10 protein-coding genes are annotated in these 12,473 nt (G+C 51.0%); 7 read left to right on the forward strand and 3 right to left on the reverse strand.

What is annotated here, in order from left to right; translation table 11 throughout:
• Nucleotides 1-153: 153 nt before the first annotated feature.
• Together AK95_RS00140 and AK95_RS00145 are read left to right on the forward strand one after the other, a co-directional pair.
• Nucleotides 154-810 (forward strand): response regulator, encoded by a 657-nt coding sequence (locus AK95_RS00140; protein ID WP_071217875.1) that lies wholly within the window; start codon nt 154-156, stop codon nt 808-810.
• 109 nt (nt 811-919) lie between these two features.
• Complete coding sequence (locus AK95_RS00145) at nt 920-2,134, forward strand: aminotransferase-like domain-containing protein (RefSeq protein WP_071217876.1); 1,215 nt, start codon at nt 920-922, stop codon at nt 2,132-2,134.
• A gap of 137 nt (nt 2,135-2,271) precedes the next feature.
• Here the strand turns inward: AK95_RS00145 and AK95_RS00150 are convergent, their stop codons facing one another.
• The gene (locus AK95_RS00150) at nt 2,272-3,045 is read right to left on the reverse strand and encodes a DUF2161 family putative PD-(D/E)XK-type phosphodiesterase (RefSeq protein ID WP_071217877.1); all 774 of its coding nucleotides are present in this window, start codon (nt 3,043-3,045) and stop codon (nt 2,272-2,274) included.
• Nucleotides 3,046-3,310: 265 nt separating this feature from the next.
• Here AK95_RS00150 and AK95_RS00155 point away from each other — a divergent pair, with 265 nt between their 5' ends.
• Together AK95_RS00155 and AK95_RS00160 are read left to right on the forward strand one after the other, a co-directional pair.
• Nucleotides 3,311-5,206: a PrkA family serine protein kinase gene (locus AK95_RS00155; RefSeq protein WP_071217878.1), complete on the forward strand. Its 1,896-nt coding sequence runs from the start codon at nt 3,311-3,313 to the stop codon at nt 5,204-5,206.
• A 212-nt stretch (nt 5,207-5,418) separates the two neighbouring features.
• Nucleotides 5,419-6,480, forward strand: a complete 1,062-nt coding sequence (locus tag AK95_RS00160) for a globin-coupled sensor protein (RefSeq protein ID WP_071217879.1) — start codon at nt 5,419-5,421, stop codon at nt 6,478-6,480.
• A gap of 126 nt (nt 6,481-6,606) precedes the next feature.
• On the opposite strand, the gene AK95_RS00165 is transcribed toward AK95_RS00160, so the two are convergent.
• On the reverse strand, nt 6,607-7,998 hold the full coding sequence (locus tag AK95_RS00165) for a SpoVR family protein (protein WP_071217880.1): 1,392 nt from the start codon (nt 7,996-7,998) through the stop codon (nt 6,607-6,609).
• A gap of 272 nt (nt 7,999-8,270) precedes the next feature.
• Between AK95_RS00165 and AK95_RS00170 the strand changes: the two genes are divergently transcribed.
• A complete protein-coding gene (locus AK95_RS00170) occupies nt 8,271-10,067 on the forward strand; it encodes a S9 family peptidase (protein WP_071217881.1) in 1,797 nt (598 codons plus the stop codon).
• A 66-nt stretch (nt 10,068-10,133) separates the two neighbouring features.
• Here AK95_RS00170 and AK95_RS00175 read toward each other — a convergent pair whose 3' ends face one another.
• Nucleotides 10,134-11,108, reverse strand: a complete 975-nt coding sequence (locus tag AK95_RS00175; RefSeq protein WP_071217882.1) for a cation diffusion facilitator family transporter — start codon at nt 11,106-11,108, stop codon at nt 10,134-10,136.
• A gap of 328 nt (nt 11,109-11,436) precedes the next feature.
• On the opposite strand from AK95_RS00175, the gene AK95_RS33270 reads away from it, so the two are divergent.
• Together AK95_RS33270 and AK95_RS00180 are read left to right on the forward strand one after the other, a co-directional pair.
• On the forward strand, nt 11,437-11,610 hold the full coding sequence (locus AK95_RS33270; protein ID WP_074961774.1) for a GapA-binding peptide SR1P: 174 nt from the start codon (nt 11,437-11,439) through the stop codon (nt 11,608-11,610).
• Between the two features lie 196 nt (nt 11,611-11,806).
• Nucleotides 11,807-12,469 carry a helix-turn-helix transcriptional regulator gene (locus AK95_RS00180; RefSeq protein WP_009595798.1) on the forward strand — a complete coding sequence of 221 codons (663 nt, stop codon included), beginning with the start codon at nt 11,807-11,809 and terminating at the stop codon, nt 12,467-12,469.
• Nucleotides 12,470-12,473: the final 4 nt, after the last annotated feature.

Consider the following 12,473-nt stretch of genomic DNA (forward strand, 5'->3'; position numbering starts at 1 on the left):
CTAATTTCTATACGTATAACGGCTCTAAATTGCGCCTATCCATATCTGCAAACAACGAAGATTCGCAATACCGGTTATGTAAGAAATTGACGGCGCTTACTTAATAGAGATACTAGAGATTCAAGTTTGTTGATACAGGAGGTCTATTAGAAAATGAATCAGGTTTGGCGGGTAGTTATCGTCGGCAGTCAACCTACAAGCATGCTGGGAACAAAATTGATTTTGGAAGAGCAGCAGGATCTGCTCGTTGAGGGAATGACATCCTCGGATTCAGAAGGGCTTCGCATGGTCGGGGATTTGCTTCCTGACTTGGTACTATTGGATTATCATTTGTCGGAACATACCTCGGAAGCCGTATTGGAGCAGATGAAGCAGCTGTCCCCGAAGACCCATGTCGTCATTATGACTGACAATGATGGCCTTCCTTTACTGCAATCCTTGATCAGCCGCGGCGCAAGCGGCCTGTTGTCCAAGCAGGCATCCACATTTCAGCTCATACATATGATTACCGGACTCCGGGTTGGCGTTGCTTCGCTGCCGCTCGACTGGGTAAGGCAAGGCATCTGGCCATTAACGGCCTCTGCAATGAACGAAGGCGGACTCCAGCTCTCCGAGACGGAGGCTTTTATAATGGAACGGATTGTCCAGGGCATTACATACGACAAAATCGCCATGGAAATTCAGGTGAGCCGCCGCTCGATTGACAATTACCTTCGTAAAATCTACGTGAAGCTCGGGGTATCCACCCGTGCACAGGCGATCGAGAAGTATGCGCTGTATACCCGTCAAGGCAGGCAAATATATGCCTAATGCAGGATTAAGGTATAATATATACATATCAGGAATACCTTTTAGAGGTTGTTAAGAGGCTCCTGAATACAAAACCGAGGTTTTGATAACGGTTAGAGGAGGGACTTCCATGCAGTATTCCTTTGCTTCCCGTGCACAGACCCTTTTGTCATCCCCGCTGCGCGATATCAGGGAACTTGCGAAGCGGGATTCTTTTATTTCCTTGGCGGAAGAGCTGCCGGCCGAAGAATTATTTCCTTTGCATTCACTGGCAGAAGCGGCGACCTCGGTGCTCTCCGAGGACCCGCTCGCCTTGCAGTACGGTGAGGCCGAAGGTTATGGACCGCTGCGCGAGTGGCTGAGCGAGGACTTTTCCCGCCGTAAAGGCCTGAGCGTCCAGCCGCAGCATATTCTGCTGACCACGGGCACGCAGCAGGCCATCGATTTGCTGGTCAGGGTGTATGTGGACCCGGGCGATCCGGTGCTGGTGGAGAACCCCACCTCACCGGGACTGCTCCAGGTGCTGCGTCTCCAAGGTGCCGTCATCGTGCCAGTGGAGGGAGATCAAGACGGGATGCTGCCAGAGCACCTGGAGGCCATGATCCGGCAGCACAAGCCGAAGCTGCTTATGGCTGCGCCCAACTTTACCAATCCGACAGGCGTGATGTGGAGCTTGGAGCGGCGTCAGCAGGTGCTGGAGCTGTGTATCTCGCATGGACTTCTTATCGTGGAGGACGATTCTTACGGCGATCTTTATTTTGCGGACGCCAAGAATCCGAAGCCCCGAATTCCTTCCATCTTCTCACTAGAGGAGCCGCAGGGAGGACATGTTCTGTATGTGGGCTCGTTCAGTAAGACGGTAGCACCGGCGCTGCGTACGGGATGGGCTGCCGGGAACCGGCGCTTGATTGAGATGATGACGGCCGTGAAGCAGATGGCCGACTGGCAATCCAGCATGCTGAACCAGCGGATGCTGCACCATCTGCTGGAATCGAAGCATTTCAAGCTGGAGGACCATATCGGCATGCTCAATCGGGAATACGCAACGAGGCTCAAGCTGATGGTGGAGCTGCTGAAACGCAGCGCGTGGAAGGATTCGAAGTATGCGGTGCCTCCCGGGGGAATGTTTCTCTGGGTACAGCTGCCTCCGGGCTTGAATGGGGATGCGCTCCTAAGAGCCGCTCTATTAAAAGGAGCCGCTTTCCTGCCAGGCTCGATGTGCTCGGCGGCCGATCGTACCCGTGAGTGTATCCGGCTGAATTTTACGCATCCAGGGCGGGATGAGCTGCTGCTCGGCATGAATCTCATCAGCGAAGCCGTGATGGAATTTACAGCCCGGAATTAGACATGGAAGGTTTCTTTATGCAAATCGTGTATAACATAGCAAAGCTGCTGATTGAGCCTGATTTCAGGTTCGGAATAGAATCAGCAGCTTTTTTTCATGGGCGAATATGTACTTGTTCGGAGTTCTACATGCGGAATCTATGATTTCAATACGGAAGCATAGTCTGCCAGAGCCTGTACGCCAGCCGGTGTCAACACGTAGCGACCGCGGCTTACCCGACGGAACCAGCCGTAGTAATTGCGCTGCAGAATATCAGCCGCCGATCCCACGCCGCTTCGATCCCGCACAGCCGCGGGTGAAATACCGGGCAGCGCCGCTGGTGTGACTTCTTGAAGCTCATGCCCCTCCTGCAGTTCGCGCGAGCTTCGCTGCTCCACTTCCGCCGCATTCATGGCAGCAGCAACGCGCAGCGTCTTCTCGCGATAAGCGGTAACCAGCTTGGCTCTCGTCACCCCGCCCGTGTTGTAATCACCGCTGCGCTCCCGAAATTCATATAACAGGCGCTCCTTGCGCCTGATGGCGGTCCGTCCCTTCTGTACAGCTATCTCCGGCTCACAGAGCACCTCGACGAAGGGCGCTTTGGTTTTGTAGAAGGTGACCGTAATGAGTCCTAGTCCCAAACGTCCGCAGAGCCCCGTCAGCTCCGCCCAGCGCTGATTGACGGCTCCTTTCTTCGCCCGGCTCTTCTCGACGGCAAGGTAAACGTAGGGGGTCAGCTTTAACCGCTCGATGCCCTGGAGCAGAAGCGCCAGATTGAATGTTTTTTTCAGCTCCACGATCAGCGGCTCATCGGCGCCCTCTTTCATGCCGACAAGATCACAATTGCGTACTTCACCCTTCACTTCATAACCGTTTAGTTCAAAAAAGGCCTTCAGGGGAGCGTACAGCTCGGCTTCATGCTTTATCGCCATGATGACTCTCCTTTATTCGAAAGATGCTTTAATGTCAAGTTAATGTAATTTCAGTATAGCATGGGGACGGCTCGCATGGCGTACCCGAGTGTAGAATGGACCGGTGGTTAGATAAAATTGCATGCGCATGACTTCGAAAATAAGGTCAACTATTCCAAGCAAGTCGCATAGGTATGTAATACACTTTTTCGAAAATGGAATGTTTTCTAATGACGCTGTGGAATGGAAGCCAATCCCCATAAACAGACTCATAGGAGGTAGCGAAATGGATATTTTCGAACGCATAGCATCGTATCGGGCAGAAGGCGACCGTTTGGCGTGGAGCGGCACATTCAGGGAATACATTGAAATACTTAAGAAGGATCCCTCTCCAGCCATGACGGCACATGCCCGTGTATATGACATGATCGAATCCTACGGTTTCGAAGAGAGCGGGGGCCAGAAAAAATATAAGTTTTTTGAACAGGAAATCTTCGGTCTCGACCGAGCTGTCGAGAAACTCGTTGAAGAATATTTCCATTCCGCGGCCCGCAGGCTGGATGTGCGCAAACGCATACTGCTGCTTATGGGGCCTGTCAGCGGCGGGAAATCCACGCTGGTCACGCTGCTGAAGCGTGGCCTGGAGAAGCATTCCCGTACCGATCGGGGAGCTGTATACGCGATCTCCGGCTGCCCAATGCAGGAAGAGCCGCTGCATCTGATTCCGCTGGAGCTCAGACCGGAAATCGAGAAGGAGCTTGGCGTCCGAATCGAGGGCAATTTGTGCCCGGCTTGCCAGCTTCGCCTTAAGACCGAATACGGCGGAGATATCGAACAAGTCGAAGTCGAGCGGGTATTAATCTCCGAGGAGAACCGCGTCGGCATCGGTACATTCAGTCCGTCCGATCCCAAGTCGCAGGACATTGCCGATTTAACCGGCAGCATCGATTTCTCCACCATTACGGAATACGGTTCGGAATCGGATCCGCGGGCCTATCGCTTTGACGGTGAGTTAAACAAGGCGAACCGCGGTTTGATGGAATTCCAGGAGATGCTGAAATGCGATGAAAAGTTTCTGTGGAATTTGCTCTCCTTGACCCAGGAGGGGAACTTTAAAGCCGGCCGGTTTGCGCTGATTAGCGCGGATGAGCTGATCGTGGCTCACACCAACGAATCCGAGTATAAAGCATTTATCGCCAATAAGAAAAACGAGGCGCTGCAATCCCGGATGATTGTTATGCCGATTCCGTATAACCTGCGAGTCAGCGACGAGGAGAAAATCTACTCGAAGCTGATCGGCCAAAGCGATATGAAGCATATCCATATCGCGCCGCACGCACTTCGTTCTGCCGCGATATTCTCCGTCTTGACGCGTCTGAAGGAAACGAAGAAGCAGGGCATGGATCTGATCAAGAAGATGCGCATGTACGACGGGGTAGAAGTCGAAGGGTATAAAGAAGCGGACCTGAAAGAAATGCAGAACGAATATCTGGAGGAAGGCATGTCCGGCATCGATCCGCGTTATGTCATCAACCGGATATCCAGTGCTTTGATTAAGCAGGATCTTCAGTGCATTAACGCGCTGGATATGCTGCGGGCGATCAAGGATGGGCTGGATCAGCATGCGTCCATTGCCAAGGAGGAGCGGGAACGTTATCTGAATTTCATTGCCGCCGCTCGCAAGGAGTATGACGATCTGGCCAAGAAGGAAGTCCAGAAGGCCTTTGTGTATTCCTTCGAGGAGTCTGCCAAGACGCTGTTCGAGAATTATTTGGATAACATCGAAGCATTCTGCAACTGGACGAAAATCCGCGATCCGTTAACCGATGAGGAGATGGATCCGGACGAAAGACTGATGCGTTCGATCGAGGAGCAGATCGGCGTCTCGGAAAACGCAAAGAAGGCTTTCCGGGAGGAGATCATGATTCGCATCTCGGCTTATTCCCGAAAGGGCAAAAAGTTCGAATATCACAATCATGAGCGCCTGCGCGAGGCGATTGAGAAGAAGCTGTTCACCGACCTGAAGGATATCGTCAAGATTACAACCTCGACGAAAACGCCGGATGCCGTGCAGTTAAAACGGATCAACGAGGTTAGCTCCAGACTGATCGAGGAGCATGGGTACTGCCCGGTATGCGCGAACGAGCTGCTGCGTTATGTGGGCAGTCTGTTGAATCGATAATATCGGATAGAATAACGGAATGCCATGAGAAACCACCTGTAAAGTTAGGGTGGTTTCTCATGCTTTGGGATGAAATGGCCTGTTGATCAGTGCAAATATACACACAATTAGGACTTTAGCATTATGTCTGTATGGTAAATATAGTCTATAATGGACCCTAAGTACTTGAACCTGTGATATGGATCACGCTATTTAGGAGTGGAGTTATCGAAATGATTGATGTTTCCCCGAAAAGACGCCAACAGTTGGAGTATATCGGATTGGATGAACAAGGGCTGGAGCTGCTGGCCAATCATCGCGACGTGTTTGCGAAGGTGGTTGAAGAGGTCGTTAACCGGTTTTACGCGCAGATCGGGACGCAGCCGCACTTGATGCAGATTATCGAGCGCACCTCGACCGTGGAACGGCTTAAGGAGACCCAGCGGGTATACTGGATGTCCCTTGCGGCAGGAAGAGTGGATGAAACTTATATTGCCGAACGGATTAAGATCGGACAAGTTCACTCCAGAATCGGCCTGAAAACGGATTATTACCTTGGAAGCTACATGGTTTATCTGGATATCGCTACCGACTTACTGAAGCAAATCGTACCGGATCAGTGGATCCAAGTGGTGCACGCGCTGAGCAAGATGTTTAATTTGGATTCCCAGCTCGTTCTGGAAGCTTACGAAATGAAAGAGAAAGAGAAGATCAACAATTTGGTATCGGATCAACAAAGAATGTTGGAAGCGATTACAAATGCGGTTCAAGAATTGACGGCCATGATCGTGGAGCTGGATCAAAGCGCGGCGTTAATGGCAGACAATGCGATCAAAACAGCGGAAGCACAGGATAAAGCGCATATGCTGACTTCCGAGCTGGGTGAAGAAATTCTGCATATTGAGCAGATGGGAAGTTTGATCAGGGAAATCTCGGATCAGAGCCACTTGCTCGGTCTGAATGCGGCGATTGAGGCAGCTCATGCCGGGGAATTAGGCAGAGGCTTCGAGGTGGTTGCCGGGGAAGTTCGAAAGCTGGCCACCCATTCCAAGAAGGCGATGGACGAGATTCAGGACAAGGTCAGCGGCATTATTCGCAAGCTGGGTCTTGTAGAGCAGGAATCAGAGAAAACATCCTTGAACGCACGAAATCAGGCGGCAAGCTCGCAGGAATTGGCTGCTTTTGTGAAAATGATGGAAAAGCTGGCCGATGATTTGGAATCACTTCAGCATGAATATGATGTTCAGAAGCACGATGTCCAAGAGGGAGCCATATCCCAGAAGGTAAGTGTATAACAGGGATCCAAGAAGGAAACAGATTAAGGATATCCCTAAACAACAGCAGCACCCGCGCATGGAGGAATCCCCCAGCGCGGGTGCTGCTGCTCTATGGCGCCATATTGGCCTTCAAGCGCTGCGTTGCTAAATAAATCGCCGATGGAGCTTCTTGCCGTCGTAGGAGAACAGGATCGGTTTGCCCTCGATCATGCTGTGCAGATGCACGGGTTTGCCCCAGAGCCGGTAAACATAGGGGATGGTGCGCTCCATATATTTCAGGTCAAGCTCAACGCCCTCGTACAGATGCTTGATCATCAGCTCACCGGAGCGAAGATGATCGCCATCGGTTACCACGAGAAACGGCGAGCCGCCGTTTACGCGGGAGACGACCAGCTGGTCGCGGATATTTTCCCACGCCTTGTCGGTGATTTTCCACTCCGGCCCTTTTTTCTCGAAGACATAGAGGTCCAGGTCCTCCACGAGTTCCTTCGTTAAATAATTGCGCAGGAAGGAAATATCGGAGTCGTATTCGCGCACATCAAACATCTTCTCCCGATCCCAGCGGCGTTCGATATCCTCGAAGATTTTCAGACCCAGGTAGTAGGGATTCAGGCTGTGGCGCGACGGCTGCACGACCGAGGCATTGAGCTTGGCGAATTCCACCGTTTCCTCGCTAGTCAGGTCCATCTCCCGCAGAATGCGCTGATGCCAGTAAGAAGCCCAGCCCTCGTTCATGATTTTGGTTTCCATCTGCGGCCAGAAGTACAGCATCTCCTCGCGCAGCATACTCATAATGTCCCGCTGCCAATCCTCCAGAATATCGGAGTGCTCCTGAATGAACCACATGATGTCTTTCTCCGGCTCGGGCGGGAAGCGTTTGAGTGCTGCCGGTGATTTATCGGCTTTGTCTTCGCCGTCATCATCCATATCCCACAAATCATCGTACCGGCCAGGAGGCTTTTGCCGTTTGGCTTCCTCCTTACGCTCCAGCACCCGCCGTGCATTGTACCGCTGCTTATCGAGTTTATCCGGTCTTATGATATGCGGATCCACATGCTCTTGAATCGCCAGTACAGCGTCGATAAACTGCTCCACCGCCTCCGTGCCGTGCTCAATCTCGTAACGGGAGATGCGTTCGGCAGTAGCCGACATGCTTTCAACCATATTACGATTGGAGACGGAGAAACGGGCGTTGTTTTTAAAGAAATCGCAGTGTGCAAGGACATGGGCCACAATGAGTTTATTTTGAATCAGGGAGTTGCCGTCCAGAAGAAACGCATAACATGGATTGGAGTTGATCACGAGCTCGTAGATTTTGCTAAGGCCGAAGTCGTACTGCATCTTCATTTTATTGAAGGTTTTTCCGAAGCTCCAGTGGCTGAACCGGGTAGGCATGCCGTATGCGCCGAAAGTATATATGATGTCTGCCGGGCAGATCTCATATCGCATAGGGTAAAAATCAAGGCCAAAGCCTGTAGCGATCTCGGTAATCTCTGCAATGGAACGTTCCAGTTCCGCGATCTCGTCTTGGTGCACGAGAATCCCCCCTTCGTTATTAAAAACATGGTTCTTATCATTTATATGGAATCTTGCTGCAGATATGCGGGCTGACGAGGGGATGCCGGGAATATGTACGGGCTTCTGCGAAAAAAGAGTCCCGTCTCGTTCCTCAGACGTAGCGAGCTGCCAGACCACGTAACGATGCTCCTCGGAAAACTTTGCGTTATAATGGGATTAATCCAGCGGTTTGGCAGACTTCTCCATTTATTAACCGCTGGATAATAAGATGAGGTCAGGGAGGCAAATGAATGATCGAATTTCCTAAACCCGATGTGGAGCAATTTTTTCAAACTTATGGCATTCGTACCTTTGGAATTAGCGCAGACGAGTCACGGCTCGTGTTCAGCAGCAGCCTGAACGGAAAGTTCAATTTATGGGCCATGGAGTTAGAAGGGGAGACGTCCTACCCTTATCCGCTTACATACAATGACCAGATCGCAAGCTTTATCAAGCTGGACCCGGAAGGGCGACATATCTTAACGGCGTTTGACCGTGACGGGAATGAGAACTATCAGTTTCATGCGCTTCGCTGGAACGGCGGCGAGCCGATGCCTTTGTTCGAAGGGGCCGATGCGGATGACAAACATTATTTCGTGCATCTGTCGGAGGATGGCAAGCGATTGTATTACGTCACATCGAAGGGGAATCCGTCCTTCCTCAATTCGCGCGTATATCATCTGGACACCAAGGAGGATCATTTGCTGCATGAAGGCGAGGTGACGTCGACCGAAATGTGTGCCGTGAGCCCCGACGAGAAAACTATCGCATATACGAAAATGTATGCCAACACCTACTATGTCAGTTACGTGAAGCGTGAAGGCGGCGAGCCGCTCTGCTTGACACCTTCCCCTGATCAGGTTCACATCTCGGGTGATGTGCTGTTCGCCAGCAATGACCAGGTCATTTTCGCAACGGATTACGAATCGGAATTTTCATATGTAGCCACTTACGACATTCCTCAACAGAAGTTTGAACCGCTGTGCCGTTTCGACCGGGAGAGCATCCAGCTCTTGCGCTACCATAAGGATTCACGGACCCTCTATATCGTCACGGAAAAAGGGGTGGAGGATCGACTGTATGCCTATTCGCTCGACACCAGTGAGTTAACCGCCATTCCCCTTCCATCGGATATCGTGGAGCAGTTGAACGTGACAAAGTCCGGCAATCTGTACCTGCTTGCCCGCGGCGCAGTGAAGCCGCTTAACATTTACCGCTACGCCGGCGGCGCATGGAGTTTGATCACGAAGAACGTTCTGACAGGATTAACCGACGAGGACATGGTGACGCCGGAGGTTGTGACGTATCCTTCTTTTGACGGCATGGAGATCGAAGCGCTCCTGTTCCGAGCCAAAGACCATGTGGCGAACGGTTATACGGTTTTTTGGCCGCATGGCGGCCCGCAAGCCTCGGAACGCAAGCAGTTCCGTTCCATGTTCCAGTATATTCTGGCCAAAGGGTATCACATCTTCTGTCCGAACTTCCGGGGAAGTACGGGTTACGGCAGCTCCTTCGTGAAATTGGTGGAGCAGGATTGGGGCGAGGGACCGCGCAAGGACTGTTTGGCAGGCATGGATTGGCTGTTTGAGCAAGGCATTTCGAGCCGTGAGAAGCTCTTCGTGATGGGCGGAAGCTACGGCGGTTATATGACTCTGCTGCTGGCAGGACGTAATCCGGAGTATTTCAAAGCGGCCATTGATATCGTCGGGGTCAGCAACCTGTTTACCTTCTACAACTCGGTACCCGAGCACTGGAAGCCGATTATGGAGCGCTGGATAGGCGATCCGGAACGGGATAAAGAACGCTTTATCAAGGATTCGCCGATTACGTACCTGGATGATATGGTGAACCCGATGCTGATCATCCAAGGGGCTAACGATCCGCGTGTCGTCAAAGAGGAATCTGACCAAATCGTCGAAGCTTTGAGGGCGAAGGGTCGCGACGTGGAGTATCTCGTGTTCGAAGACGAGGGGCATGGCATTACGAAAAAGGCCAACGAAAAAATCGCTTATGCGCGGATGGTCGAATTCCTGCAGCGCAATCAGTAAGAGGCCGTATGAAAAAAGAGGCGTACCCAAGGTCCATTCGGACTCTGAGGTACGCCTCTTTCCCTTTTAGTTATCTATAGTCTCGCTCGGATTCCAGAGCTTGATTCCATCGTCCTCCAGGATGCCTAAGGTCACATCCGAAATGTTCGGATCCTGGGTCAGCAGGGCGTTGATTCTCATTTTGGAATGGCCGGCCTCGGCCAGGGTCATCCCTTTCTTCAGTTCAATGTAGGCCTCCATATGATAGTTGCGGCCTTCCTGCAGGATGCGAAGACGATTGATGTCGCGGACATCCGGATCGCCGAGTATGATCTGGGAGATCTTCTCTTCCACTTCATTCGGAGCGGCGACGCCGATTAAGCCGACCATATTGTCATATCCGACCTTAAAGGAGACGCCCACCATCAGACAGCCGATCAGGATCGTGGCGATTCCGTCCAGGATGAGGAAATTGAAGAAATGCGCGAACACAATGGCGATCAGCGCGAAGAGGGCACCTAGTGTAGCCACGATGTCTTCATAGAACACAAGCCGTGTAGGCGGGGCAGCACGGCCGGCATTTTTGAAAGCGGCGGGCAGCAGGGCAAATCCGGATGCTTGAACACGGGTTTCCTTCATAATCTCTTTCATGGCTTTCATCAGAATGGCGCCATCAATGATAACGGCAATAACCAGCACAATGAAATTAAGCCAGAAATTGGTGGCTTCTTCCGGATGCTTTAACAGCTTGAAGCCTTTCAGTATCGTTTCGTAGGCCATGATGGTAACCACGATTACCGCAACCATGCAGACCAGATTAATGACCCTGCCGAATCCGGTGGGGAACTTCTTGGTCGGCTTTCGCTCGGCCAGCACGCTGCCTACGAATACAAACCCCTGGTTTACGGCATCGGCCACCGAGTGCATGGCGGATGCAAACATCGTACCGCTACCGCTAACGGACGCCGCTATCCCTTTGATTATGGCCAATCCCGTGTTGCCCAGTGCTGCAATGGCGGATGAGGTGTTTCCTTTCTTAATAAGCTGCCATGTGTTCTTCAATCCGAACCCTCCGTCTATTTTGTCGATTTCGATTCAATCCGAAGTATATATTATCATATCATGCCAAATTAAGGGTATCTCCATATCCTCACGTGAAACATGATGTCATACATATTACTTAACATGTTTTTTGTTACATTAATCATTATTTACTCATATCTTCATTTCTTACCCAATACATTAAGAATATAGTGGAAAATAAAGGGATGTATGTAGTGAACACGGTTGGTAAGTGGTCTTTAGGAGGATGTGGCGAATCGAGTTACCGCTGGATGACAAAGCGTAAACTGCCTTGCAGCAAAGTGAAAAAACATAAGGAGGAAATGTTATGAAAGCGTTAACAAGTCCAGAGGCAGCGAAAGGCAAGGCGAATGAGGAATGGGGCCTGATTATATGCTCCAGATGTGATGAAATGGTGGACACGATTCCAACCGACGGAGTGAAGATCATTTATGGATATTGCGGAAAAGGGGAATGCAAAGGCACAGACCCTCAAAATTAATGGATGATCGGGAGCGGAATGTAAACAAAGCATGCTTTTTTGGGAGGAATCTTCCAGAAAGCGTGCTTTTTTTATGGATTTATAACCTTTTTTGATGGGTATTAAAAAAATGATTGATACCTAATTATGCATTTTTTAGACGAAAATATGTTGCATATATATTATATATGACGTATTATATCGACAAGTAGAGGAAATGCACGCAGGAGGGATCACTATCGAACTGACGACAAGGCAGCAGGATATCGTCGATATCGTAAAAAAACATGCACCCATTACAGGAGATCAGATTGCGGAGATGCTGAATGTCAGCCGAGCCACCCTTCGTACCGATTTATCCAAACTGGTGGTTCTGGATTATATTGATGCCAAGCCAAAGGTGGGGTACTTTCTGGGAAAGCGGGGAACGCGCGACCGGGAGGAGAAGTTCCGCCTTCTCAAAATGAAGGTTGGCGATCTTCACGGTGTTCCGGTTATTGTGCGTGAGACCACGACGATTCATGAAGCCGTTGTATCCTTGTTTCTGGAGAACGTGGGGAATCTGATCGTTACCGATGCCGATGGTCATCTGGCCGGGATTGTGTCCCGCAAGGATCTGCTTAAGGTAACGCTTGGCAACCCGACGGCATCCTCCATGCCGGTAAGCCTGATCATGACCCGACGGGCTAACGTGACAACCGTGCAGCCGGAAGATACGGTGCTGGATGCCGCCCGGAAAATCATCAATCATCAAATCGATAGCCTGCCGGTTGTCGTTCCGTCCACTACGGGGAATCCGGGGGAACACTGGAAGGTTGTCGGTCGGATCACAAAAACGAATATTATCAAAATGCTGCTCGACATGGTAGCCGAGGAATAATGGG

This window comes from Paenibacillus sp. LC231 (genome assembly GCF_001860525.1).
Taxonomy (GTDB): domain Bacteria; phylum Bacillota; class Bacilli; order Paenibacillales; family Paenibacillaceae; genus Paenibacillus_AQ.